The following is a 23,166-nucleotide window of genomic DNA, read 5'->3' on the forward strand; positions in this document are numbered from 1 at the left end:
GCGCACCCCAGGCGAAGTGGTGCCCTCCGAAGCCTCGGCGAAGGAGGGCGGCTGGCGACAGGCACCAACCGCTTCATTCCTCCGCTTGAAGAGTCTTCTTCGCAGGCGCCCGCCCCGGAGTCGTCCCTATTCGCCGGACTTCATCTGGGACTGCATGTAGCGCTCTTCGCCGATCTTCTCGATCAGGCCGAGCTGGGTCTCCAGATAGTCGATATGCTCTTCCTCGGAAGCGAGGATGTCGGTGAAGATCTTGCGGGAGACGAAGTCCTGGGCCTGTTCGCAATAGGCGATCGCCTCGACATAGAAGGGATGGGCCCGCTTCTCGATCTTCAGGTCACACTCGATGCATTCCTTCAGGGTTTCGCCGATATAGATCTTGGACAGGTCCTGCACATTGGGCAGGCCTTCGAGGAAGAGGATGCGCTCGATCAAAAGATCGGCGTGCTTCATCTCGTCGATGGATTCCTCGTACTCGACCTCGGCGATCTTGCCGAAGCCCCAGTCCTTGTACATGCGGGCATGCAGGAAATACTGGTTCACCGCGGCCAGCTCGAGCTTGAGCGCCTGGTTGAGATATTCGATGACCTTGGCATCGCCCTTCATGGCGCATCTCCCGTAGTGACTGGATGCGCCGTACTGTACGGAAATGCGGCCTGCGGCCAACCGCTATCTTTGCAAGTGAAAGTGGGAAGCGCTCGCGGCTATTCGGCTGCCGTGGCAAGGCCTTCCGGGCCGAGGCGGTGCATCGCGATCATATCGGCGACATCCGGCAGGCAGCGGCCGCAGCGCGGCTTGGCTTCGCAACGCTTGAACACGCAGCCGACTTCCTTCACCGCCGGATCGGCAGCGGCAGCCTGGAGTTCCTTGTCGCGCAGGGCGTTGCAGATGCAGACATACATGGGCGGACTCGTTTCCCGGAGGTCGTGGGGAAACTTGTCCCGCGAATGCGAATGACTGTCAACTTCATAAAAGATGCAGAGTCAGTCATTCCCTGTTTGCGCGAGCGCCACCGGTCCGCCGGAGGAGCGAACCGGCAGACGAACCGGCCCGCTAGCTGCCGCGCATGATGTCGCCGATCGGACCGAGGACCGAGCCTTCGCCCTGGCCGGAACCGGTGCGCGGCACATTCGCAAGGATGCGGCCCGCCAGGCGCGAGAACGGCATGGACTGGAGCCAGACCTTCCCCGGACCCCGCAGGCGCGCAAAGAACACGCCTTCCCCGCCAAAGATCATCGACTTGATATTGCCCGCCCGCTCGATCTCGAAATCGACACCGGGCGTATAGGCGACCACACAGCCGGTATCGACATGCAGTTCCTCGCCCGGCGCCAGTTCGCGCTCGATCAGCGTGCCGCCGGCGTGCACAAAGCACCAGCCCGTGCCCTGCAGGCGCTGCATGATGAAACCTTCACCGCCGAACAGGCCGGTCATGATGCGCTTTTGCAGCGCGATACCGATGGACACGCCCTTGGCGGCTGCCAGGAAGCTGTCCTTCTGACAGATCAGTTCACCGCCGAGATCCGGCAGGTGAACCGGGATGATCGTTCCGGGAAAGGGCGCGGCAAACGCGGCATGCGCCTTGCCCTGCCCCTTGTGCGTGAACACCGTCATGAACAGGCTCTCGCCGGTCAGGAGCCGCTTGCCGGCGCCGGCCAGGGCGCCCCAGACGCCGGACTGGTTCGACGAGCCGTCGCCGAACACGGCATCCATGCCGATACTGGGTGACTTGTACATCATCGCGCCGGCTTCCGAGACGACGCTCTCGCCCGGATCCAGTTCGATCTCGACATACTGGATGTCGCCGCCACCGATCTTGTAGTCGATCACGTCTGCCTGGCTCATGCACAATCCCCTTCACATGCAAGTTGAGGGGACAGCCTAGGCCGCCGGACCGTCCGGGCAAGCGGTATTGTGCCGCGCCCCTTCCCGGGGCGGGCCGTCTTCCATGTCAGACCGCAAACGGATCAGATGGTCTGGATATCGGCTTCGCCGACAGCTTCGCGGATGCGATGGGCGAGATGCACAGGCACATCGCCACAGCTCTTGCGGAAGCTTTCATTCTTGTCGAGGCGGGCAATATCGTCCGGCAGGCGCGCCGCATCGACACTCATCGAGCCCGACAGGATCAGGATCGGCGTGTCGCCGGCATGGCTTTGCGTGGTTTCAAGCGTATCGCGGGGATGGATGGAATCCGGCAGGCGCAGGTCGAGCAGGACGAGGTCGTAATCATTGCGGCCGAGCAGGCGTTTGGCATCCCGCAGCGTGCGGGCAACCTCGAAAGCGATGTCCAGGTCACCGGCTTCGCAGACGGCGTGCTGGACCAGCATCGCATCCGCAAAATCGTCCTCGACGTGCAGCACCTTGAGTGCGCGGTTCGCCATCATTTCCTCCCTCATCCGCCAGACTAGCCCGGTTGCCTTACCGAACTGTTGATGACGCCCCTTTTTGTCGTCAAAACCCGTCCGGCAACTTCACGCTGTGACGCAGTGCCGCTGCGATTACCGTGTTTCGCAGCAGCATGGCAATCGTCATCGGTCCGATACCGCCTGGAACCGGCGTAATCCAGCCCGCATGCTTCACGATCTCGTCAAAGGCCGCATCGCCGACCAGGCGGGTCTTGCCTTCGCCGCGTTCGGGCGCAGGGATGCGGTTGATACCGACATCCAGCACGCAGGCGCCCGGCTTGACCCAGTCGCCCCTGACCATTTCCGGACGCCCGACGGCGGGCACCACGATATCGGCGGTGCGGACCAATGCGGGCAGGTCCTTCGTACGCGAGTGCGCGATCGTGACCGTGGCGTTCTTTTCCAGGAAGAGCAGGGCGGTCGGCTTGCCGACCAGGATCGAGCGGCCGATCACCACCACCGACTTGCCCGTCACATCGCCCATTGCGCGTTCGGCCAGCAGCACACAGCCGGACGGCGTACACGGACGCAGGCCCGGCTTGCCCAGCACGAGACGTCCGGCCGACGCTTCGGTGAGGCCGTCGACATCCTTGTCCGGATCGATCGCCCCGATGACGCGGTTGGCGTCGATGTGATCCGGCAGCGGCATCTGGACGAGAATGCCGTCCACGCCCTCATCGGCATTGAGACCGGCCACGATCTCCAGCACCTCGGCCTCGCTCGTTTCCGCCGGCTTGCGGATCTCGATCGAGCGCATGCCCGCCGCTTCCGTGCGAAGACCCTTGTTGCGGACATAGACGTCGCTGGCCGGGTCGTTGCCGATCAGCACCACGGCGAGACAGGGCACGCGCCCCAGGGATTTGGCCAGTCCGGCCGCTGCCTCGGCGGCGCGGGCGTCGATTTCAGCCGCGACGGCCTTGCCGTCGATCAGTTCAGCGCTCATCGCTTGGGCCCTCCAGCAGGCTCCGGATACGCGCCAGCGCCGGGCCCTCGGCCTCGATGCGGACGGTCTTCAGTCGGGATGTCGCGCCGCGTATAACATCCAGATCGCGTTTGGGAAGACCCAGATGCTTCGCCAGAAGCGCAATCAGCGCAGTGTTCGCCTTGCCCTTCTCGGGCACGGCGCGCACGCGCACCGCCAGATGCCGGCTGCCATCGGCACTGTCCTGCCAGCCTTCAACCGCATCCGCCGAGGCGTTGGGTGTCAGGCGGACATGCAGGACAAGCCCGCTTGCGTCGCTCTGCAGGCCGCTCATCTAGAAGATGCGCATCAGCTCCCCGAGCACATAGCCCTGCACGAAGCCGATCAGCAGCAGAAGGACGATGGGCGAGAAGTCGAGCCCGCCGAGCGGCGGCAGGATGCGGCGGATCGGCGACAGGAGCGGTTCGGTGATCGCCGAGGTCACGCGCCAGATCGTCGCGACGAACTGATTGTGCGCATTCACCACATTGAAGCTGATCAGCCAGCTCAGGATCACGCTGACAAGGACAACGATCCACAACAGGTTCAGCAGCGGGTGGATGATGTAGACGATGAGACCGTCGATCGGGGACATGGGCGGGTTTTCCTCGGCATTCGCTCGCTTTCCCTGCTTCTAGCCCGCCCCGGCAGGGAAGGTCCAGAAGCGTGTGCGCTCGCCGGCACACATCCCGCGATGCCCGGGCAGGTCAGCATGGACAGCCCTTCTGCGACAGACGCGTTGACGCGCTCGCGATCCGGTGACACATAATCCGCTCCCAAACCCGCTGCGCCTCGCGCTTGCGGGAAGGTGACGGGGCCGTAGCTCAGTTGGGAGAGCGCGTCGTTCGCAATGACGAGGTCAGGGGTTCGATTCCCCTCGGCTCCACCATCCTTTGCCCTGCGGGCTTCGGATGGCAAGCCATCCGGAGTGCGCACTCCGGGGCGAAGAGATGCCCTCCGAAGCCTTGGCGAAGGAGGGCGGGGGCGACACGCTCCCCCGCAGACGAAAATCCTGTTGTCTGCATCACCACGCCGTCGCCTGCAAAACACGTCCTCCATCCTACCAAGCGGTAATTTGATCTGGGCGCTCCGGCTCTCTACGCCTTTTGGGATGTCCTGAGGGGGAGCTGACATGCGGTTTCTGGTTTGCCTTGCAATGCTTGTCCTGGCGGCACCATCCGCTCCGGCCCAGCCTGCACCAACGCCGATCGATGCGGAAACCCGCAATGCCGCGATCGCGGATGTCGGCGATCTCATTGCCGAGAACTATTACGACGCCGGACGGGGTGCCGCCATTGCCGAAGAACTGACCGCTTTCGCCCGCTCTCCGCAGGCTGCCGGCATCGATACCGGCCAGGGGCTGGCAACGGCGCTGGCCGAATTCCTGCGCGAGCGGGACCGGCATTTCAATGCGGCCTGGCGCGGTCCTGAATTCATTGCCCGGGTCCAGGCGCAATGGGATGCGGAAGAAGCCGCCGGCGGCGAGGAAGAAGAAGAAGAAGACAGTATCGAGCGCTGGGCCGAATACCGGCCGCAGAACTATGGTTTCAACGATGTGCGCGTGCTGGAGGGCAATATCGGCTACATGGCCGTCACCACCTTCAACCCGCTGATCGCATCGCAATCGAAGGCCGACGCAGCCCTGTCCTTCCTGGCCGATACCGATGCCGTCATCATCGATCTGCGCGGCAATCGCGGCGGCGAGCCGGAGCTGGTGAACTATCTGCTGAGCCATTTCACGGCGGGCGGCGAGCGCGTTCACTACAATACGGTCCTGCAGCGCAATGCAGACGCCGAAGACCTCTACACGATTGCCGATCACCCGATGGGCCATCGCCCCGACGTTCCGCTCTACGTGCTGGTCTCTGGCGAGAGTTTTTCGGCTGCAGAAGCCCTGGCCTATCATCTTCAGGCCATGGGCCGCGCAACGGTGGTCGGCGAAGTCACCGGCGGCGGTGCCAATGCCGGACGGATCTTCCTCGCACCCGCCGGCCTGATCGTCTTCATTCCGGACACGACCGGCCGCAGCCCGTTTACGGGCGGAAACTGGGACCGCACCGGCGTGCAGCCTGATATCGAGGTGGAAGCCGGCGCCGCCCTGGAGCGGGCCCGTGTCGAGGCCCTGACCCGGCAGGTCTCCGGCGTGGCGATCGAGGGGCCGCAGGCCATGCAGTCGGCCTACCAGCTGGCGCTGGCCCAGGCCGAGGCCGGCCGCTGGGTTCCGACCCCGGCCGAGCTGGAAGCCTGCACCGGCCAGTATAATGGTGGCCGTGTCTGGCTGGAGGACGGGCAGCTGCGTTACCAGGGCAGCAATAATGTGCTCGCGCTCACCCCCTTTGCGCCGGGCGTCTTTCACTTCCCGGACAATGATACGGTGCAGGTCCACTTCCCCGGCTACCGGAGTGGCCGGGCCAGCGCCATGCGGCAGGCCTATCCCAGCGGAGACTTCTTCGACCGCGAACGCGTTGACTGAACAGGTCCAGAGCCTGGGCGCGGTTCCTCCCGCTGACGGCAGAGTTGCAGGGGGCGGCGTTGCGTGGCAGTGATCGCGCCGGTCGAGAAGGGTAAGCGGCGTGACAGAGCGGCCGATCCGGACATCCATCATCCTTGTCGCGCTGGTTCTGGCCACGCTGCGGGGACTGATTGCGCCCGGATACATGCTCTCGGCGTCGCAGGACGGCGTGTTCGAGGTTGTCCTGTGTACCGAGTTCGGAAGCCGCACCATCGCGCTCAGCGCGGAGGACTTCCAGCCGGTCGAGACCCCGCAAAGCCCGGCGCATGACACCGATGGCGAGGTCTGCCCGTTTGCCACGGTGAGCCAAGCACAATTACCCGCTGCGGCAATCGCCTATTTCGCCCAGGCACCGCCTCCTGCACCGGCCCGCTTTGCAATCCGCTCCGAACGCGCCCGCCCGGCATCCGCCTTCCTGTGGCCTTTCGCCAATGCTCCCCCGGTGACGACGGTCTGATCCGTCCTGCCCGCGTGTCCCGACGCGGGCGCAATCCTGTCATCACCGGAGAATTTCATGCGTACCCAACTGCTTCTCGCAGCGGCCATCATGCCGCTTGCTTTCGCCTGTCCGTCCGCTTTTGCCCAGGACGCCGCCGCGGCGCCGGAAGACATCGTCATCGTTACCGGCGAGCGGCTTGACGCCCTCACGGCGGCCCTCGCCGAAAAGGCCCGCCGCCCGGGCAATATCGACGTCGTTCCCCTGGAGGCCTACCAGAACCGCTACACAGCCACCTTCCGCGACGCCCTGGCGCTGACGCCCGGCGTGATCATGCAGCCGAGCGGCGGCGAGGACGGGCGGCTGTCCGTTCGCGGATCGGGCCTGGCCCAGAATGTCCACCTGCGGGGTGTTGAAGTCCTGCTCAACGGCGTGCCGATGAACGCCGCCGACGGTTTCGGGGACCTGCAGGAGTTCGACCTGCTCTTCGCGTCACACATCAATGTGCTGAAGGGCGGCAATGCGTTCCGCGTCGGCGCGGCAACACTGGGCGGCGCCATCGAGGTCGAGACCCTGACCGCGGGCAATGCCGCCACGCCCTACGGTGTGCGGCTCGAGGCCGGCTCTTTTGGTTCGACCCGTGTCCACAGCCATGCCGCACATGACTTCGGCCGCCTCGACGCCTTCGCCGCCGGCACTTGGCAGCGCCAGGACGGTTTCCGCGATCACATGCAGCAGAACAATGAGCGTTTCTACGTCAATATCGGCTATGCGTGGTCCGACCGGGTACACACCCGGGCCGGCGTGTTCTTCAACGATGCCGATCAGGAACTCGCGGGATCGCTGAGCCTGGAGGATGCGCTGGGCACGCCGGATGCCGCCAATCCCGGCGCCATCGCCCAGAATTGGCAACGCGACATCGACTCGGTACGCGGCTTCATGACCACGACGGTCGATCTCGGCCACGGCACGATCCGCTTCGGGGGCACCGCGGCAGAACGCACACTCTTTCACCCGGTCCCGGTCTTTGTCGTCCAGGACGCCGAGGACTATTCGGCCTTCCTGCGCTATGAGGGCACGGGTGCGCTGGCAGGCCGTTCTGCGGAATGGTCGGCCGGGCTGCGCCTGCGCGATACGTCGACCGATGCCGGCGTACTGCTGAATTTCAACGGTGTCGAAGGCCCGCAGATCGGTGATGCGCTGCAGGAATCCGGCACAGTGGAAGCCTTTGCCGAGGGCCGTATCGAGCTGGTGCCCGGTCTTTGGGCGATTGCCGGGCTCAGCCACCTGGAGACGACACGGGACTATACCAACCGGCTCAACCCGGCGGGCAATGCGGACACGCGCTTTTCCCATCTCAGCCCGAAATTCGGCCTGCTCTACGCCCTGTCGGACACGATGCAGCTGTTCGCCAATGTCTCGGCCTCTTATGAACCGCCGACATTCGGCGATCTGACACAGGGCGGGATTGCCGGCTTCCAGCCGATCGAGGCGCAGGATGCCGTCTCCTACGAGATCGGCGCGCGGGGTTCGCAGGGCGCCTTCACATTCGAAGCCGCGCTGTATCGCCAGGAGATCGAGGGTGAGTTCGTCGCCTTCACGACAACGCCGGGCATACCCGCCGCCATCTTCAATGCGGGTAACACTGTGCACCAGGGCTTCGAGATCTTTGCCGCATACCAGCTGATCCAGCGCCCCTCCGGGCTGACTGTCACGCCCCGCGTGTCGTGGGCCTGGAATGACTTCAATTTCGACGGCGACGCAATCTACGGCGACAATCGCCTCGCCGGCATGCCGGAGCATTTCGGACGCCTGGAGGTTGTCATAGAGACCGGGCGCTTCCGTCTTGTGCCGAACGTCACGATACAGGCAGGCGATAATTTCCTCGATTATGCCAATACGTTCGAAGTGCCGGGTTATGAGCTCTACGGTGTCGAGGCGTCCTACGATCTCACGCCCGCAATCACCGTCTTTGCCGAAGCCCGAAATCTGGGCGATGAAGGCTATGTGCTGAACTATTCGACCCTGGCCGATGCCAGCGATCCGGCGGCCAATCTCGGTGTCTTCTCGCCGGGCGAGGGGCGGGCCGTCTACGCCGGTGTGCGCATCGGCTTCGGCGGAGCCGGTCGATGAGTCCGGCCCGTCAGACGCAGGGGCGGCGGCATCATGCCGCCGTCTGGCGTTTTCACTTCTATGCCGGCCTCGTTGTCATCCCCTTCTTTGTCATGGCGGCACTGACGGGGCTGGCGATCGTGCTCAAGACACCGGCCGACCACCTGTTCCACCATGACCGTCTCGTCGTGGAGGCGGGTGAAGCCCGGCTACCGGCGACCGAGATCGTGTCGGCGGTTCTGGCCCGGGACCCTCACCGCACGGTCGAAGCCTATATCGTCCCGCAGGGCGCGGATCGCAGTGTGCAGCTTCACACCGTCATGGCACATGGCGGTGAAGAGCATACCAGTCACACACCCGCCGGCCGGGTCAGCTTTGCCGATCCCTATACAGGCGAGATTCTGGGTGAAAGCGAACTGGGCGGTTCGCTCGCCGACTGGGCGCAATCGGTGCACGGCACGCTGTTGATGGGGGAGGTGGGCGATGTGCTACTGGAGATCGTCGCCGGGTTCGGCATTCTCCTGCTCGGGACCGGACTTTATCTCTACTGGCCGGCAGGCCGGAAGACGCGGCCCGCGCCGGGCCGCGGCCTGTGGCGGCGCCTGCACGGCGTGACCGGGGTGTCGGTCTCCTTCGTCCTGCTCTTCTTCCTCGTCTCCGGCCTCGCCTGGACACCGGTCTGGGGCGGCAGGCTGACCCAGGCCTGGGGCGCCTTCCCGGCCGAACGTTTCGCGGCTCCGGCCGGCGAAGCGCGCCATGCCGCGCTCAACAGGCCGGGCGCGCGGATCATCCCCTGGGCGCTGGAAACCACACCGCTGCCCCTGCCTGGGCAAGCGCGGCCGGATGCCACGCCGGTGACACTCGACGATGTCGTTCGCTTTGCGCAGAGTGAGGGGTTTGACGGCTACCGTATTCTCCTGCCGCGCGGGGCACTGGGCGTCTTCACGATTTCAGCCACCACGATGAGCGGCGACATCCGCGATCCGCGCCGGGATCGTACCGTGCATATCGACCCGGCCAGCGGCGCCGTCCTGGGCGATGCCGCTTTTGCGGAGTACTCGCTTGGCGGCAAGGCGATGGCGGCGGGGATCGCGTTGCACCAGGGCAATGCCGGACCGGTCAATATCCTGGTCAATGTCCTGGCCTGCCTGGCCGTTCTGGCCATGAGTATATCCGGTTTCGCGATGTGGTGGGCACGCCGTCCGGCCGGCAGACGCTGGGCCCCGGCCCCACTTGCCTCTCCGGATACGTGGCGGCGCGTCTCTCTGATCCTGCTCATGATCTCGCTGCTGGCGCCGCTCACCGCCTTGGTGCTGGCCGGCATTCTCGCAATCGAAGCCGGTATCGTGCGGCTTGGCCGTTAAGGCGGCGGGGACAGGCCGCCACCCTCAATGAAAATCCCGGCTTTTCGGGATTACTCTCACATTCCGGGGATGGCGGCCGCGGGGGTCGCGGCTGACCGGGCGGGCAACCTCGTCGGTCGGGGCCAAGGCCCGGTCCAGGGCGCGGCGCTGGGCATCCTCTGACAGGCGATAGAGGTCGTCGGTGCGGTCGACGAGCTCCTCGGCGACGATGTGGGTGACATTGTCGGCGCTTTGCACCCGGCCGCGCACGGCCAGGATGCGTGCCCCCATGACGACGGGACGATAGAGGTCGAAAACGCGCGGCCAGACGACGAGATTGGCGATGCCGCTCTCGTCCTCGAGCGTGATGAAAACCACGCCACTGGCCGTGCCGGGGCGCTGGCGCACCAGAACCACGCCACCGGTCTTCACCCAGCTGCCACTGGGCCGGGCATTGGCCGAGCGGGTCGGCACCAACCCCATACCCGCATAGCGTTCGCGCAGGAAGCGCATGGGGTGGGCTTTCAGGGACAGGCCGGTGGTCTGATAGTCCTGTAGCACATGCTCCGACAGCGGCATGGCGGGCAGGGCGACCCGGTCCTCATGGCCGAAACTGTCCGTATCGGCCCGGTCGAACAGCGGCAGGCCGGTATCCTTCGCTCCGCCGCGCACCACCCACAGGGCCTGGCGCCGGTCCAGCCCGGTCGAGCGGAAGGCATCGGCCGCAGCCAGGCGCTCCATGGCGCCCCGGTCCAGTCCCGCCCGCCGGCGCAAGGCAGCCGGGTCGGCATAGCCGGCACCCCGCATCTCCATCAGCCGCACCGCATCAGCCTCGCGCATCCCGTCAATCGTCCGCAGGCCCAGGCGCAGGGCGAAATCGCCGGTTTCCGAAGGCTCCAGCGTGCAGTCCCAGCCGGAATGATTGATATCGGGAGCCCGCACCTCGACCCCGTGCTCGCGGGCATCGCGCACGATCTGGGCAGGAGCATAGAACCCCATCGGCTGGGAGTTCAGCAGCGCGGCAGCGAACACGTCGGGATGATGGCATTTCAGCCAGGAGGAGACATAGACCAGCAGGGCAAAACTGGCCGCGTGGCTTTCCGGGAAACCGTAATCGCCGAACCCCTTCACCTGGTCGAAACAGCGCCGGGCGAAGTCCTCGGAATAGCCGCGTGCGGTCATCCCCTCGACCATCTTGGCCTCGTAATTCGCGATCGTCCCCAGCTTGCGGAAGGTCGCCATCGCCCGGCGCAGCCCGTTGGCCTCGTCGGGGGTGAATTTGGCGGCATCGATGGCGATCTGCATCGCCTGTTCCTGGAAGAGCGGAACGCCCAGCGTGCGCCGGAGTATCTGTTCCAGCTCGTCCGGCGGGCCGTGCTCCGGGTCGGGACTGGGAAAGACCACTTTTTCCTCGCCCTTGCGGCGGCGCAGATAGGGGTGAACCATATCGCCCTGGATCGGGCCCGGCCGCACGATCGCCACCTCGATCACCAGATCGTAGAAATTGCGCGGCCTGAGACGCGGCAGCATCGACATCTGCGCCCGGCTTTCCACCTGGAAAACACCCAGACTGTCGGCGCGGCACAACATGTCATAGACGGCCTCGTCGCCCGGCGGCAGGGCGGCCATGGTCCAGTCCTCGCCCTTGTAGAGCGACAGCATGTCGAAGGCGCGGCGGATGCAGGACAGCATGCCCAGGGCCAGCACATCCACCTTCATGATGCCCAGCGCATCGATATCGTCCTTGTCCCATTCGATGAAGGTGCGCTCGTCCATGGCGGCATTGCCGATCGGCACAGTCTCCACCAGCGGGCCCTGGGTGAGCACGAAGCCGCCGACATGCTGGGAGAGATGGCGCGGAAAGCCGATCAGTTCGCCCGCCAGGCGCAGGGCGAGACGCACCGCCGGATTGTCCGGATCCAGACCGGCCTTGCGGATATGATCGCCATCCACCTTGCGGCCCCAGCTGCCCCAGACCGTGCTGGCCATCGCCGTGGCGACATCCTCGGACAGGCCCATCGCCTTGCACACGTCGCGCAGGGCCGAGCGCGGCCGGTAGCAGATCACCGTCGCGGTCAGCGCCGCCCGCTCGCGGCCATAGCGGCGATAGACATACTGGATCACCTCCTCGCGCCGCTCATGCTCGAAATCGACATCGATATCCGGCGGCTCCTTGCGCTCCTTCGACAGGAAGCGGGCAAAGAGGAGGCTGGAGCGGGCCGGATCGACCTCGGTGATCCCGAGACAGAAGCAGACCGCGGAATTGGCCGCCGAACCGCGGCCCTGGCACAGAATGCCCTGGGCGCGGGCCCAGGCGACAATGTCGTGCACGGTGAGGAAATAGGCCGGATAGTCGAGCCCCTCGATCAGCTCGAGTTCCCGCGAAACCAGGCGGGCGACCTTGTCGGGGATGCCCTCCGGATAGCGGGTATGCGCCCCGGCCCAGGTCAGGGCGACCAGGTGTTCCTGGGGCGTGCGACCGGGGGGCACCGGCTCGTCGGGATAGACATAGGACAGCTCGTCCAGCGAAAAGCGGCAGCGCGCGACGATCTCGCGGGTGCGGGCCAGGGCCGGGGCAAATCCGGTGAACAGGCGCGCCATCTCCTCCGGCGGCTTGATATGCCGTTCGGCATTGGCGTTGAGCCGGAAACCGGCCGTCTCCATCGAACAGCCCTCGCAGATACAGGTCAGCACATCCTGCAGCGGACGCCGCGCCGGCGTGTGGTAGAGCACGTCCTGGCTGGCGACGAGCGGCACACCGGTACGGCCGGACAGGGCCTCCAGCGCCCCCAGACGCGCCCGGTCGCCACCCGTCATGCGGTGCACGGCCGCCAGATAGAGCCGGTCGCCCCACAGACCCGCCAGCCGGACCAGAAGCGGTTCGAAATCCGGCCCCGGCACATCCGGCGGCACGGCGATGAAAATCTGTCCCTCGGCGTGCGCGATAATGTCCGCGACGGTGATATGGCACTCGCCCTTGGGCACCTCGCCCACCGCATGCCCGGTCTTGCCCTGCGACAACAGGCGGGAGAGGCGGCCATAGGCGGCCCGGTCGGTGGGATAGCAGACCAGGTCCGGCCCGTCGGACGGACGCAGCCGCGCACCCACCAGCAGGCGCAGCCCCTGTTCCTTGGCAGCCAGATGCGCCCGCACGACACCGGCCAGCGTGTTGATGTCGCAAACGCCCAGCGCCGACAGGCCCAGCGCCTTAGCCGTCGCCACCAGTTCTTCGGCATGGGAGGCGCCGCGCAGGAAGGAGAAATTCGTCAGGCAGAGGAGTTCGGCATAACCGGTCATCGCCGCCGCCTCACGCAAACAGGCCATGGATGAACCAGGCCGGCGGCCCGCCACGGCCATCGCCATAGAGCCCCTCGCGGAAGATCCAGTAGCGCCGGCCCTCCTCGTCCTCGACCCGGTAATAGTCGCGGGCCCGGCGCCCGCCCGGACCGGACGCGCCGGCGCGCCACCATTCCGGGGCAATCCGCTCCGGCCCGTCGGCACGGCGCACCCGGTGCACGATGCGGCGCCAGACGAAACGCATGGGCGGGCCGTCGGGAATTTCCGCGATCACCTCCAGGCTTTCCGGCCGTTCGAACAGGCGCAGCGGACGCGGCGCCGGTCCGGGCGGCGTGGCCGTCTGCCAGTCGGGCAGTTCGCCGTCATAGACGGCCAGGTCCTCGCCACGCTCGGGCAGATGGCTTTCCACCGGCTGCAGGATTTTCACCACACGATCGCCCAGCCGCGCCGTGATCCGGTCGGCCAGCACCGCCAGACCTGCCGCATCCGGGCCATCGCCAGCCAGAACCGCATCCAGGGGCCGGGCCTGCGGCGTGACCGGACCCGTTCCCGCCGCCTCCAGCTCCATCAATTCCACGCCGAAGCCGGGATCGAGCCCGTCCAGCCGGTCGCGGAACAGGGTGAGCAGATGGGTCGGATCGTGTACCGGCCGTGCGGCACCGGCCGTCACGGCGGCGACGCTCTGATCGCTGCGGAAAATCGCCAGCCGGAAACGCCGGGCGCCTTCACCGTGCGCCTCGAGCCGTTCGCACAGGGCCGGCGCCAGGCGCGCCAGCCCGGCCCGGATACCGTCCGGATGCAGCAGCGCTTCCGGACAGGGCAGGCGCACGGAATGATCCGGCGGCGCACGCAGCGGATCCAGCGGTTCCGGCCGCAGTCCCAGCGCCTGGTCCAGCCGGGTCAGTACGGCATCGGCTGCACTGACAGAGTGAAAGCGCCGTGCCAGCGCCTTGCGGTCGATACCGTAGAGCTGGCCGATGCGCGTCAGGCCAAAGCGGCGCAGGAGGGTGAGGCTGGCATCGGACAGGCGCAGCCCTGCCATGGGCAGGTCGGCCAGCCCCGGCTTCAGCCCGGCCTCGTCCACACGCCGTCCGGTCTTTGTCCCGGAGGCCTCATGCGCCAGCGCCCAGGCCGCGCCCAGGGTCGGGGCCAGGCCGAGCCGGACCGGCAGGCCCGCCCGTTTCAGCCGGACCTCCATATGATCCAGCATGGCGTCTTCCCCGCCGAACAGGTGCGCCCCGCCGGTCATGTCGATCAGGATGCTGTCGACCCCCGCAACGGCGATCGCCGGCGACCAGCACTCCATCCACAGGGCCAGCTTTTCCAGCGCCTGGGCATCGGCAGCCCGGTCGACCGGTTCGGCCGCCAGTTCGGGCGCCCGGGTGCGGGCATCGGCAAAACGCAGACCCGGTTCCACACCTGCACTGCGCGCCGCATCATTGGCGGCGACCACACGCAGGCCGTTCCGCCCGGCCTCGGTCAGGACGAAGGGCGTGTCTCCCGCCTGATCATCCGGTGTCGCGCCAGACGCCGGCAAGGCCGGCACCGATCCGGCGCGGCTGCGGCGCAGCCGGTCGAGCGGCCAGTCGGGAAACCAGACGCAGACATGGCGTCGCATCCTCATACTCCAGGTCGAAGACCCGTCCCGCCTTGCCCGGCTGCAGGCGGGACTTTTCCAGGATGGCGCGCCAGGCCGGCCGCCCCGGGGCGCGCGCATCGTGTTCATGCGGAGCGGATGGCCGGGCCGAAGCCCGCCAGCGCCCCTGGGCGGCCGTTGCCCCCGACCGCGTATGGGGAAAGATCAGCACCAGCGGCGTCCGGCTGGCCTCGCAGGCCAGGCCCAGCCGCCGCGAGGCCGTGAAATCCATGTCATCCAGCTCGGCGATCACGGCCGCGAGACCGGACGCCCTGCAGGCCTCCTCGGCGGCCTGCAGGACCTCCATCCGGCCCTTCGCCTCGACCAGGAGCATACGCCCCGGATCGACACCGAACCCGGCCAGGCCCCGCCCGCTAAGCCGCCCGTGCTCCCGCGCCAGCGCCGCCTGACGGATCCAGACAAGCCCGCCCGTACGGCCCGTATCGCGGACCGCCGCCAGGGCCAGCCCGGTCAGTGCCGGGAAATCCCCGAACCCCGCCTCGGCCAGCTCGTGCACACCGGCCGCGCCCAGCCCGTAGGGAAAGGGCAGATCATGCCCCGCCACGGGGGCCAGAATATCCGGCTTCAGGCTCATTGTTCTGTTTTTGTTCCAACGCCGGAAAGAGTCAAGAGCCCTGCAGTTGCAACAGGAACGCTTCCTTTACCGCCGCCTGCTAGGACAGGGGCATGACACGCTCGCGATCCCTTCTGACCTGCGGCCTCGTGGCCGTCCTGCTGGCCTCGGCAACCGGTCCGGCCCTTGCTGCCAGCGGGGGTGGAGGCGGAGGAGGTGGCGGCGGCGGCGGCCACGCGCCGGCCCAGGGCGAGGAAACACGCCGGCGGATGATCACGCCGTCGCAGACCTACATGCCCCTGCCGCCGCTGACGGCGACCGTGCAGGCCAATCACCGCGCCCGCGGCCTGCTGCAGATCGAGGCCGGTCTGGAGATCGCCGATCCGGAGTTGCGCCGCCGCGCCGAGCGCTACCTGCCGCGCCTGCGCAATGCCTGGGTTTCGGGGCTGAGCGCCTATACCGGCATGAGCTATCGCTTCGGCGACGTGCCGGATGCCGACCGCATCGCGCAGATCCTGCAGGAAGCGACCGACATCACCCTGGGTGAAGAAGGCGCAGAAGTTCTCATCGGCATGGTGATCATCCACGCCGACTGACGGCTGTTGCTCAGACGATCGCGTCCATGAAGGATGCCAGATCGACATCCTTCTGCGTCACACCATCGGCGTCGTGCGTCGCCAGGGTCACGTCCACCTTGTTGTAGACGTTGAACCATTCGGGGTGGTGATCGACCTTGTCGGCCTTCACCGCGACCCGGCTCATAAAGCCCCAGGCGGCGTTGAAGTCCTCGAACTCAAAGACCTTGCGGATGGCGTCGCGGCCTTCGACCGCGGACCAGCCGGTCAGCGCCTTGAGGGCGGCTTCTGCTCCGATACGCTCCATCTGCGATCTCCCGTTCTGCTTGCTGCGTCTATTCCGCTGCCGGCAGGGCCATCGGCTCGATACCCAGGGCCCGGAACAGATCGAAATCCTCGCTTTCGCCCGGATTGGGCGTGGTCAGCAATTCCTCGCCGACGAAGATCGAATTGGCGCCCGCCAGGAAGCACAGCGCCTGCAATTCCTGGCTCATGCCCTCACGGCCGGCCGACAGGCGGACCATGGATTTCGGCATCAGGACGCGCGCCGTGGCGATGGTGCGCACAAACTCGATCCCGTCCAGCGGCTTTGAATCGCCCAGCGGCGTATTGGCCACGCCGACCAGATGGTTGATCGGCACGCTTTCCGGATGCGGATCCATCGAGGCCAGCTCGGTCAAAAGGCCGATTCGGGCGCTCTCGTCCTCGCCCATGCCGACAATCCCGCCGGTGCACACATGGATGCCCGCCCCGCGCACGCGCGACAGCGTGTCGAGACGGTCCTGATAGGTGCGCGTCGAGATCACCCGGCCATAATCTTCCGGCGCGGTGTCGAGATTGTGATTGTAATAATCCAGCCCCGCATCGCGCAGACGCTCGGCCTGACCGTCGGCGAGCATGCCCAGCGTCACACAGGTCTCCATGCCCAGCGCCTTCACGCCGGTAATCATGTCGCAGACCTTCTCCTCGTCGCGCGGTTTCAGCTCGCGCCAGGCCGCGCCCATGCAGAAGCGCGTCGCCCCGCCATCCTTCGCCTTCTTTGCCGCATCGAGAACCTCGTCCAGCGGCATCAGCTTGGACGCTTTCAGCCCGGTGTCGAAATGGGCGGACTGGTTGCAATAGCCGCAATCCTCGGCACAGCCGCCGGTCTTGATGGAAAGCAGCTGGCTGGTCTGGATCTGGTTGGCCGGATGGCACTTTCTGTGCACAGACTGGGCGGCGAAGATGAGATCGCCGAACGGTGCGCGATAGATCTGGGCCGCGTCTTCACGCGTCCAGTCCATGCGGGGCTGTGCCAGAAGGTCGATGTCGCTGAGCAGTGTGGTCATGAAAGGTCAGTCCCGGAAAATGACAAGGGAACCTAGAAACAGTGGCGCGCCGCGTCCAGACATGACACTGCGCTGGGCGGCGCGGATCGTGCTGGTCGTGGCCGTGGTAGTCATCACCGATCTGGCCCTGCAACCGGCTCCGGACCTGCCCGGCAGCCTGCTCGGTTCCGACAAGATCGAACATGCCGCCGCCTTTCTGGCGCTGACAATTGTGTCCCGCCTGGCCTGGCCGCAGCTGGCCGGCTGGCTGATCGCGCTGCTCCTGCTGGCCTATGGCTTCGGGATCGAGCTCGCCCAGGATGCCCTGGACGCCGGGCGCGTTGCCTCGCTCGCCGACCTGATTGCCGATGCGGTCGGCATCCTGGCAGGCTTTGCCCTGATCCGCCTGTTCAACGGGCTTCGCCGCTGGGACCACACGGCTTCCTGACCGGTAAAAGAAAAGGCCCCGCCGGAGCGGGGCCTGATCCTGTTTCACCAAAGACCCGGCAATCAGGCGTTCGGCTTGCTGTCTTCACCGCTGCCATCGGGCGATACGGCGGTGATGGTGTCGTCCGGGGTCTCGGTCGTGCCCCAGTCGTCGCCGGCCCAGTTCGGCGGCAGCTCGCCGGTCTTGTCGAAGCGCTTGGTCATGGAGACCACCACGCCCGACAGCATCAGCAGGGCCACCACGTTCGGCAGCAGCATCCAGGAGTTCGCGACATCGCCGAAACGCCACAGCCCGTCGACATTCAGGATCAGCGTGCCGACGAAGGCGACTGCGACCCAGAGATAGCGGAACGGCTTGGCCGCCCAGTCGCCGAACACATAGGTCAGCGAGGTCTCGGCATAGTAAGACCAGCCGATAATGGTGGTGAAGGCGAACAGGGCCTGCGCCGCCAGGATCACCCAGGCGCCGCCGAACATGCCGTTCGAGAAGGCCGCCGTGGTGATGGCCGAGGCTTCCAGCGAGGTCGCCTGCCAGGCATAGGCCGCCGTCGTACCGTCGTCATTGGGGTAGGCACCCTCGACGACCAGGATAACCAGCGCCGTCATCGTGCAGATGACCAGCGTGTCGATGAACACGCCCAGCATGGCGATCTCGCCCTGCTTGACCGGGTTCTTGGTCTGCGCGGCCGCGTGGGCGATGGGGGCCGAGCCCTGACCGGCCTCGTTGGAGAACAGGCCGCGCGCCACACCGGCCCGCACCGCCGCGAGCACGCCATAGCCGGCAAGACCGCCGGCGGCCTGGCCGAAGCCAAAGGCCTGGCCGAAGATCTGGCCGAAGGCGCCCGGGATATGGTCGATATGGGTGATCAGAACGAAGAGGGCGCACAGCACATAGGCCACCGCCATCACCGGCACGACCTTGCCGGCCAGATTGCCGATCGACTTGATGCCGCCGATGATCACCAGGAAGACCAGCGCGGCCAGCACGATGCCGACCATCCAGTTCTGCAGTTCGAAGCCGAGCGAGGTGCCCGCTTCCAGCGCCGACTGGGTGACCGAGTTCGCCTGGATCATGCCGCCGGTCGCAAAGGCCGACAGGACGGTACCGATGCAGAAGAGAACGGCGAGCCAGCCCCAGTTCTTACCGAGGCCGTTCTTGATGTAATACATCGGGCCGCCATGGAACTGGCCGTCCGGGTGACGTTCCCGGAAACGTACGGCGAGGCTGGATTCGGCGTAGGCCGCAGCCATGCCGAACAGGGCCGTCACCCACATCCAGAAGATGGCGCCGGGACCGCCCAGCGTGATGGCGGTCGCGACACCGGCAAGATTGCCGGTACCAACCTGGCCTGACAGCGCCGTCGACAGCGCGTTCCAGGGCGTGATCTCGCCTTCGCCCGTCGATTTGCGGCCGCTCCACAGCTCGCCGAAAGCCGGGAAAACCCGCAGCAGCGGGCGGAAGCCCAGCCGCAGCATGAAGAAAAGGCCCGTGCCCAGAAGGGCGATGGTGATGATGCCGACAGGCAGGATGCGCGTATCGCCCCAGGTCCCGCCCCACAGGAAGTCACTGAAGGTCGTGACCCCGTCGAAAAATACGTCCATGTCTCTCCCCCGAAACCGGTTCGCGGCCACCTTAGGGACTGCAGCCGGTTTTGGGGAGGTGCTTTGTGCAAAAGGTCCGCGGTACCCGGACGATCAGGGGGCGAGAGACGCGCTTTCCGCACGCACTTCAATGGCGAAGACACCCCAGACCCAGTCATCGTCGGGCATGCCGTTGAGCGCCTGATCCTGTGCGCGTGGCCAGACAATCATGGCCGGCCCGAAGCCGCCCAGCGGGATCGGATCGCCGTCCAGGCGGATCGCCAGGATCACGTCATGCACATCCAGCGTCATACGCGCCATCGATCGCTGGTATCCGTCCAGGGCCGTGACGATGATTTCCTCTTCGCGCGGCCGGACCAGATCCAGCACATCGCGCAGCAGCGGCCCCGAGAAATGCCGCACCGGCCCGCCGGCGGGATAGTCGGTGTCGATCCGGTGCTGTTCCAGCGCAGCCAGCTGCGACCAGCTGAGCTCGGCTGCTGCTTCGAATACAAGACCATACTGGGAAAAAAGCGGCTCGATGTCCGGATCCATCGCCGCCCGTGTCGGCTCGGTCTCGATCGCACCGAAAACCGTGATGACCGGCATGTCGGCGGCGGTTTGTGATTCGGGGCCGCAGGCCGCCAGCAAAAGAAAGGCCGCAAGACCGGCGATCGTCTTTTTCATCGTGTTTCCCCAGAGCCTTGGATCACTCTAGGCCGATCACGGGGAATTGAGCCAGCGAATACTAGTGGAAAGTGCCGCAAAGGGTGACCACACGCCCGCCGGTACCGATCTTGAAGCGCGCAATCCCGGCGCCCGAGACGGTGTTCACACCCCCCAGATCAAGCTGCACGACACCGCGCTGGCGCAGCAGGTCCATGGCCTGCCAGAGCATGAGATTATGGGCGCCCGATGCCCGGCCGGACGGATCGTTCCAGCCGATGTGATAGGTGGCAGCGCAGCCATGGACGAGGAAGAGCATGCCAGCGGTCTTCGCACGCCCTTCATCGGCCCGCAGGATCAGCACGCTGTTGCGGTCACCCCTGGCATCGGCATAGGCGGGCACCAGCGCGGCCGGCGTCGCGCGGTATCCCCGGCTGGCGCGCTGGCCCTCTTCAGTGTCGAGCAACCAGCGGTACTGGGCGAGCTTGGTGCCGTTCTGCTGGATCTTGAGCGTGGATTTCTCCGCTGCATTCAGCCGGTTGCGCCATTTCTGCTCGAGCCCGGCACGCAAGGCTTCCAGATCCTGTTTCAGATCGAGCAGAACGGTGGAATGGCCCGTCATAACCCGGCTGCGGCCAGCCATGCCATCGGCGCTTTCGCTATCGGGCGAGACCAGGGTGAGGCGCGGCCAGCCAAGCCCCAGCCCCTTGCGCAGGGCCTTTATCGCTGCAGCCTTGCCGGCCGGATCGATATCCTCAAGCCAGACCGGACCCCGCGTACACAGGGCCATCTGCACGACACCGCCGATCCGGCGGGTCGTGAATTGCGCCAGTCCCACCAGCGTATTGCCGTCCAGGATGCCGACGCGCCTGACCTTACCGCCAAGGGCAGTCACCGCCTCGCCATAGCTCCAGTCCTGCTGCAGCGCAGCCGGCCGGCTCATCAGGGCGATATCCCAGGTGATCCTGTTGATGTCGGGGTCGAGTCGCATGGGCAAAGCGTTAGGGAATCACGGTTAACAGGAACTGATCCGAACTGCCCGCGGGAGACTGACCGTGTTTTCCAGAAAAGCCCAGAGTGTGATGGGACACCGCATCACCGAGCCGCGCCCGACCCTGATGGCGGTCTGGCTGGTGTTTCTTTATGTCGGCGTCCCGCTCTTGGTGGTGACGGGCCTGCTCGACCTGGCCATGCAGGTCTTTTTCGGCGTATGCACCGGGCTGTGGTGCCTGGCCTAGGCAGCCACCTGGCCCCAGGCCGGAAAGGGATCAAGCAAGTCCCTGCGGGCAACGATGCGCCCCGTTGTCTCGTCCCGTCCCGGATCGACAAGACAGGCATCCAGCATCGCGCGTAACGCCGCTTCATCCATGTCGATACCGATAAAGACGATCTCCTGGCGCCGGTCGCCATAGTCCTCGTCCCACATGGCCTCGAGATAGGTCGAGAATTGCGACCCATCGGGCCATTGATCGCGAGGGACGGCCGCCCACCAGCGGCCCATGCCTTCATTCTGCACGAGCGCGCCAGCCTGGCTGATCTCGCCCAGCCAATCGGGCCGGGTCGCGATCCAGAAAAACCCCTTCGCCCGCACCACACCCGGCCAGGGCGTGTTGAACAGGGCTTGCAGCTTCCCCGGATCGAAAGGACGGCGCGCGCGATAGACGAAATGTCCGATACCGTACTCCTCGGTCTCCGGCACATGATCGGCAAATCCGTACAGCTCCTTGGCCCAGAGCGGGTGCTCGTGCGCACGCTCGAAGTCGAACCGGCCGGTATCGAGCACCTCGTCGAGCGGCACATCGGCGTAATCGGTCTCGATCACGCGCGCATCGGGGTTGAGCCCTCCCAAGATCGCCCGGATGGTTTCCAGCTGGCCTTCAGGCACGTTTGAAATCTTGTTCAGGACAATGACATCGGCAAACTCGATCTGGTCGACAAGCAGCTGGACGAGCGCGCGGTCGTCCTCGCCATCGACGACCTCTCCGCGATCGCGCAGAAAATCGGAGCTGGAATAGTCATTGAGCATGTTGGCAGCGTCGACCACGGTCACCATCGTGTCGATCCGGGTAATGTCGCCGAGCGATGCGCCGTTCTCGGCGCGGAACTCGAAGGTGGCGGCCACAGGCAAGGGCTCGGAAATGCCTGTGGACTCGATCAGCAGGTAGTCGAACCGGCCCGACAGGGCGAGCGCCGTGACCTCTTCGAGTAAGTCCTCGCGCAGGGTGCAGCAAATACAGCCATTCGACATTTCGACGAGATTCTCGTCGGTCCGTGACACAGAAGCGCCGCCGGCCCGGACGAGTTCGGCATCGATATTGACCTCGCTCATATCATTGACGATCACGGCGACACGCTTGCCGTGCGGCGTGTTCAGAATGCGGTTGAGCAGGGTCGTCTTTCCTGCCCCCAGAAAGCCGGAAAGAACGGTGACGGGAAGCTTGTCGGTCTGCATCAGGGTCGCCTGCTGGATAGAAAGTAACGATATTTACGTTATAACGTTTCAATTTTGCCCGACTCAAGCCCTGTGCAGCCTTTCCTCATTGATTGCGGATCAAACGGCGGTACCTGCCGGCTTATTCTGTGCTGGCCCCCGGCCGCCGAAGGCTCCACGCAACACGAGCCAGCCCGATCAGCATCGCCAGGATAACTGCGGCCATCGACAGCGTGTTGGCGATCTCCAGCGGGGCAAACAGCCAGGACAGCGTGTGCACCAGGCCACCGATCACCAGGGCAAGGCCGAAGAAGCGGCGCGCCGCCGCCAGGCCCGGCCGCGGATCGGGCTGCGTCTCTGCGCCAGGCTCGCGCTTGCCGACCGCATTGCCGAACACAACCAGGATCGCACCGATCAGCGCCTGCACGAGACGCGTGTCCATGTTGTCCCCGATCCAGCCCTGGCGGGCGGCCAGAGCAAACAGAATGGCCGCCAGAATGAGGCCGCCGGCGAGGGCCAGCGAGCCCTTGATGGAACGGGTGATCATGATTTTTCCTCCTGCGGGGATGCGGCGCCGCTGCCCAGGCCGAACACGCCGGCAAAGCCCAGCAGGGCTTCTTCCAGGACGGAGACATTCAGGTGATAGATCACCGACGTGCCGTCCTTCTGCGTGGTGACGAGCCCGGCCTGCCGGAGCACGGCAAAATGCGCGGACATGGTGGGTTTGGATACCGGAAAGGCCTCGGCCAGCCGGCCCGCACTCATCGGGCCGGCCTTGAGCCGCTGCAGCACCTCGCGGCGCGTCGGATCAGCCAGGGCTTTGAAGACATCGCTCATATTTAGATAATTAGCCAATTATCTAAATAAAGTCAAATCGGGTGGT

Annotated in this window: 25 protein-coding genes and 1 tRNA gene; 8 read left to right on the forward strand and 18 right to left on the reverse strand. The window is 65.8% G+C overall.

Going from position 1 to position 23,166, the window contains the following annotated elements:
* Window positions 1-126: 126 nt before the first annotated feature.
* From bfr to JJ918_RS11430, 7 genes are all read right to left on the reverse strand, one after another.
* A complete protein-coding gene (gene bfr, locus JJ918_RS11400) occupies window positions 127-603 on the reverse strand; it encodes a bacterioferritin (protein WP_271187442.1) in 477 nt (158 codons plus the stop codon).
* Between the two features lie 98 nt (window positions 604-701).
* Window positions 702-899: a (2Fe-2S)-binding protein gene (locus JJ918_RS11405; RefSeq protein ID WP_271187443.1), complete on the reverse strand. Its 198-nt coding sequence runs from the start codon at window positions 897-899 to the stop codon at window positions 702-704.
* A 151-nt stretch (window positions 900-1,050) separates the two neighbouring features.
* A complete protein-coding gene (locus JJ918_RS11410) occupies window positions 1,051-1,842 on the reverse strand; it encodes a TIGR00266 family protein (protein ID WP_291887251.1) in 792 nt (263 codons plus the stop codon).
* Between the two features lie 122 nt (window positions 1,843-1,964).
* The gene (locus JJ918_RS11415) at window positions 1,965-2,381 is read right to left on the reverse strand and encodes a response regulator (RefSeq protein ID WP_271187445.1); all 417 of its coding nucleotides are present in this window, start codon (window positions 2,379-2,381) and stop codon (window positions 1,965-1,967) included.
* Window positions 2,382-2,451: 70 nt separating this feature from the next.
* Entirely contained in the window at window positions 2,452-3,348 is an 897-nt protein-coding gene (folD, locus tag JJ918_RS11420; RefSeq protein ID WP_291887255.1) for a bifunctional methylenetetrahydrofolate dehydrogenase/methenyltetrahydrofolate cyclohydrolase FolD, read from the reverse strand.
* Window positions 3,338-3,661, reverse strand: coding sequence for a DUF167 family protein (locus tag JJ918_RS11425; protein WP_291887258.1), 324 nt, complete (start codon window positions 3,659-3,661; stop codon window positions 3,338-3,340). The genes folD and JJ918_RS11425 overlap by 11 nt, the downstream gene beginning before the upstream one ends.
* A complete protein-coding gene (locus tag JJ918_RS11430; protein WP_291887263.1) occupies window positions 3,662-3,961 on the reverse strand; it encodes a YggT family protein in 300 nt (99 codons plus the stop codon).
* 218 nt (window positions 3,962-4,179) lie between these two features.
* On the opposite strand from JJ918_RS11430, the gene JJ918_RS11435 reads away from it, so the two are divergent.
* The 5 genes from JJ918_RS11435 to JJ918_RS11455 all read left to right on the forward strand — a co-directional run bounded on the left by JJ918_RS11435 (window position 4,180) and on the right by JJ918_RS11455 (window position 9,790).
* A tRNA-Ala gene (locus JJ918_RS11435) sits at window positions 4,180-4,255 on the forward strand.
* Window positions 4,256-4,498: 243 nt separating this feature from the next.
* On the forward strand, window positions 4,499-5,839 hold the full coding sequence (locus JJ918_RS11440) for a S41 family peptidase (RefSeq protein WP_291887264.1): 1,341 nt from the start codon (window positions 4,499-4,501) through the stop codon (window positions 5,837-5,839).
* 100 nt (window positions 5,840-5,939) lie between these two features.
* Window positions 5,940-6,335, forward strand: coding sequence for a DUF2946 family protein (locus JJ918_RS11445; protein WP_291887268.1), 396 nt, complete (start codon window positions 5,940-5,942; stop codon window positions 6,333-6,335).
* 57 nt (window positions 6,336-6,392) lie between these two features.
* Complete coding sequence (locus JJ918_RS11450; RefSeq protein ID WP_291887269.1) at window positions 6,393-8,447, forward strand: TonB-dependent receptor; 2,055 nt, start codon at window positions 6,393-6,395, stop codon at window positions 8,445-8,447.
* Window positions 8,444-9,790, forward strand: coding sequence for a PepSY domain-containing protein (locus tag JJ918_RS11455; protein WP_291887271.1), 1,347 nt, complete (start codon window positions 8,444-8,446; stop codon window positions 9,788-9,790). Before JJ918_RS11450 ends, JJ918_RS11455 begins: the two co-directional genes overlap by 4 nt.
* Window positions 9,791-9,814: 24 nt before the next feature.
* Here the strand turns inward: JJ918_RS11455 and JJ918_RS11460 are convergent, their stop codons facing one another.
* From JJ918_RS11460 to JJ918_RS11470, 3 genes are read right to left on the reverse strand one after another with little or no spacing between them, the layout of a single operon-like run.
* Window positions 9,815-13,093 carry an error-prone DNA polymerase gene (locus JJ918_RS11460; protein ID WP_291887274.1) on the reverse strand — a complete coding sequence of 1,093 codons (3,279 nt, stop codon included), beginning with the start codon at window positions 13,091-13,093 and terminating at the stop codon, window positions 9,815-9,817.
* On the reverse strand, window positions 13,077-14,684 hold the full coding sequence (locus tag JJ918_RS11465) for a DNA polymerase Y family protein (RefSeq protein ID WP_291887277.1): 1,608 nt from the start codon (window positions 14,682-14,684) through the stop codon (window positions 13,077-13,079). The genes JJ918_RS11460 and JJ918_RS11465 overlap by 17 nt, the downstream gene beginning before the upstream one ends.
* Window positions 14,575-15,297, reverse strand: coding sequence for a hypothetical protein (locus JJ918_RS11470; RefSeq protein ID WP_291887279.1), 723 nt, complete (start codon window positions 15,295-15,297; stop codon window positions 14,575-14,577). Before JJ918_RS11470 ends, JJ918_RS11465 begins: the two co-directional genes overlap by 110 nt.
* Window positions 15,298-15,389: 92 nt before the next feature.
* Between JJ918_RS11470 and JJ918_RS11475 the strand changes: the two genes are divergently transcribed.
* Window positions 15,390-15,872 carry a hypothetical protein gene (locus JJ918_RS11475; RefSeq protein WP_291887282.1) on the forward strand — a complete coding sequence of 161 codons (483 nt, stop codon included), beginning with the start codon at window positions 15,390-15,392 and terminating at the stop codon, window positions 15,870-15,872.
* Window positions 15,873-15,882: 10 nt separating this feature from the next.
* Here JJ918_RS11475 and JJ918_RS11480 read toward each other — a convergent pair whose 3' ends face one another.
* A complete protein-coding gene (locus JJ918_RS11480; protein WP_291887284.1) occupies window positions 15,883-16,158 on the reverse strand; it encodes a 4a-hydroxytetrahydrobiopterin dehydratase in 276 nt (91 codons plus the stop codon).
* 28 nt (window positions 16,159-16,186) lie between these two features.
* Window positions 16,187-17,179, reverse strand: coding sequence for a biotin synthase BioB (gene bioB, locus JJ918_RS11485; RefSeq protein WP_291887287.1), 993 nt, complete (start codon window positions 17,177-17,179; stop codon window positions 16,187-16,189).
* A 61-nt stretch (window positions 17,180-17,240) separates the two neighbouring features.
* Between bioB and JJ918_RS11490 the strand changes: the two genes are divergently transcribed.
* A complete protein-coding gene (locus tag JJ918_RS11490) occupies window positions 17,241-17,606 on the forward strand; it encodes a VanZ family protein (RefSeq protein WP_291887290.1) in 366 nt (121 codons plus the stop codon).
* A gap of 62 nt (window positions 17,607-17,668) precedes the next feature.
* Here the strand turns inward: JJ918_RS11490 and JJ918_RS11495 are convergent, their stop codons facing one another.
* From JJ918_RS11495 to JJ918_RS11505, 3 genes are all read right to left on the reverse strand, one after another.
* Window positions 17,669-19,207, reverse strand: a complete 1,539-nt coding sequence (locus tag JJ918_RS11495) for a sodium:alanine symporter family protein (protein ID WP_291887293.1) — start codon at window positions 19,205-19,207, stop codon at window positions 17,669-17,671.
* A 93-nt stretch (window positions 19,208-19,300) separates the two neighbouring features.
* Entirely contained in the window at window positions 19,301-19,873 is a 573-nt protein-coding gene (locus tag JJ918_RS11500; RefSeq protein WP_291887295.1) for a hypothetical protein, read from the reverse strand.
* A 61-nt stretch (window positions 19,874-19,934) separates the two neighbouring features.
* Entirely contained in the window at window positions 19,935-20,843 is a 909-nt protein-coding gene (locus tag JJ918_RS11505) for a GNAT family N-acetyltransferase (protein ID WP_291887298.1), read from the reverse strand.
* Between the two features lie 64 nt (window positions 20,844-20,907).
* Here JJ918_RS11505 and JJ918_RS11510 point away from each other — a divergent pair, with 64 nt between their 5' ends.
* Window positions 20,908-21,090, forward strand: coding sequence for a hypothetical protein (locus JJ918_RS11510; RefSeq protein ID WP_271187460.1), 183 nt, complete (start codon window positions 20,908-20,910; stop codon window positions 21,088-21,090).
* On the opposite strand, the gene JJ918_RS11515 is transcribed toward JJ918_RS11510, so the two are convergent.
* The 3 genes from JJ918_RS11515 to JJ918_RS11525 form a co-directional block, all read right to left on the reverse strand.
* Complete coding sequence (locus JJ918_RS11515; RefSeq protein WP_291887301.1) at window positions 21,087-22,304, reverse strand: GTP-binding protein; 1,218 nt, start codon at window positions 22,302-22,304, stop codon at window positions 21,087-21,089. The genes JJ918_RS11510 and JJ918_RS11515 overlap by 4 nt on opposite strands.
* A 121-nt stretch (window positions 22,305-22,425) precedes the next feature.
* Window positions 22,426-22,830: a hypothetical protein gene (locus tag JJ918_RS11520; RefSeq protein ID WP_291887303.1), complete on the reverse strand. Its 405-nt coding sequence runs from the start codon at window positions 22,828-22,830 to the stop codon at window positions 22,426-22,428.
* A complete protein-coding gene (locus JJ918_RS11525; protein ID WP_291887305.1) occupies window positions 22,827-23,120 on the reverse strand; it encodes an autorepressor SdpR family transcription factor in 294 nt (97 codons plus the stop codon). The genes JJ918_RS11520 and JJ918_RS11525 overlap by 4 nt, the downstream gene beginning before the upstream one ends.
* Window positions 23,121-23,166 lie beyond the last annotated feature (46 nt).

The sequence above is a fragment of the Maricaulis sp. genome, from assembly GCF_017642925.1.
Taxonomy (GTDB): Bacteria; Pseudomonadota; Alphaproteobacteria; order Caulobacterales; family Maricaulaceae; genus Maricaulis.

Excerpts from the sequence above, each read along its gene's own strand:
- JJ918_RS11450 (WP_291887269.1), top strand. The coding sequence starts at position 6,393 with ATGCGTACCCAACTGCTTCTCGCAGCGGCCATCATGCCGCTTGCTTTC.
- JJ918_RS11430 (WP_291887263.1), bottom strand. The coding sequence starts at position 3,961 with ATGTCCCCGATCGACGGTCTCATCGTCTACATCATCCACCCGCTGCTG.
- folD (WP_291887255.1), bottom strand. The coding sequence starts at position 3,348 with ATGAGCGCTGAACTGATCGACGGCAAGGCCGTCGCGGCTGAAATCGAC.
- JJ918_RS11410 (WP_291887251.1), bottom strand. The coding sequence starts at position 1,842 with ATGAGCCAGGCAGACGTGATCGACTACAAGATCGGTGGCGGCGACATC.
- bioB (WP_291887287.1), bottom strand. The coding sequence starts at position 17,179 with ATGACCACACTGCTCAGCGACATCGACCTTCTGGCACAGCCCCGCATG.
- JJ918_RS11405 (WP_271187443.1), bottom strand. The coding sequence starts at position 899 with ATGTATGTCTGCATCTGCAACGCCCTGCGCGACAAGGAACTCCAGGCT.
- bfr (WP_271187442.1), bottom strand. The coding sequence starts at position 603 with ATGAAGGGCGATGCCAAGGTCATCGAATATCTCAACCAGGCGCTCAAG.
- JJ918_RS11480 (WP_291887284.1), bottom strand. The coding sequence starts at position 16,158 with ATGGAGCGTATCGGAGCAGAAGCCGCCCTCAAGGCGCTGACCGGCTGG.
- JJ918_RS11475 (WP_291887282.1), top strand. The coding sequence starts at position 15,390 with ATGACACGCTCGCGATCCCTTCTGACCTGCGGCCTCGTGGCCGTCCTG.
- JJ918_RS11440 (WP_291887264.1), top strand. The coding sequence starts at position 4,499 with ATGCGGTTTCTGGTTTGCCTTGCAATGCTTGTCCTGGCGGCACCATCC.
- JJ918_RS11505 (WP_291887298.1), bottom strand. The coding sequence starts at position 20,843 with ATGCGACTCGACCCCGACATCAACAGGATCACCTGGGATATCGCCCTG.
- JJ918_RS11500 (WP_291887295.1), bottom strand. The coding sequence starts at position 19,873 with ATGAAAAAGACGATCGCCGGTCTTGCGGCCTTTCTTTTGCTGGCGGCC.
- JJ918_RS11470 (WP_291887279.1), bottom strand. The coding sequence starts at position 15,297 with ATGAGCCTGAAGCCGGATATTCTGGCCCCCGTGGCGGGGCATGATCTG.
- JJ918_RS11455 (WP_291887271.1), top strand. The coding sequence starts at position 8,444 with ATGAGTCCGGCCCGTCAGACGCAGGGGCGGCGGCATCATGCCGCCGTC.
- JJ918_RS11460 (WP_291887274.1), bottom strand. The coding sequence starts at position 13,093 with ATGGCCTGTTTGCGTGAGGCGGCGGCGATGACCGGTTATGCCGAACTC.
- JJ918_RS11490 (WP_291887290.1), top strand. The coding sequence starts at position 17,241 with ATGACACTGCGCTGGGCGGCGCGGATCGTGCTGGTCGTGGCCGTGGTA.
- JJ918_RS11465 (WP_291887277.1), bottom strand. The coding sequence starts at position 14,684 with ATGCGACGCCATGTCTGCGTCTGGTTTCCCGACTGGCCGCTCGACCGG.
- JJ918_RS11525 (WP_291887305.1), bottom strand. The coding sequence starts at position 23,120 with ATGAGCGATGTCTTCAAAGCCCTGGCTGATCCGACGCGCCGCGAGGTG.
- JJ918_RS11520 (WP_291887303.1), bottom strand. The coding sequence starts at position 22,830 with ATGATCACCCGTTCCATCAAGGGCTCGCTGGCCCTCGCCGGCGGCCTC.
- JJ918_RS11425 (WP_291887258.1), bottom strand. The coding sequence starts at position 3,661 with ATGAGCGGCCTGCAGAGCGACGCAAGCGGGCTTGTCCTGCATGTCCGC.
- JJ918_RS11495 (WP_291887293.1), bottom strand. The coding sequence starts at position 19,207 with ATGGACGTATTTTTCGACGGGGTCACGACCTTCAGTGACTTCCTGTGG.
- JJ918_RS11415 (WP_271187445.1), bottom strand. The coding sequence starts at position 2,381 with ATGGCGAACCGCGCACTCAAGGTGCTGCACGTCGAGGACGATTTTGCG.
- JJ918_RS11515 (WP_291887301.1), bottom strand. The coding sequence starts at position 22,304 with ATGCAGACCGACAAGCTTCCCGTCACCGTTCTTTCCGGCTTTCTGGGG.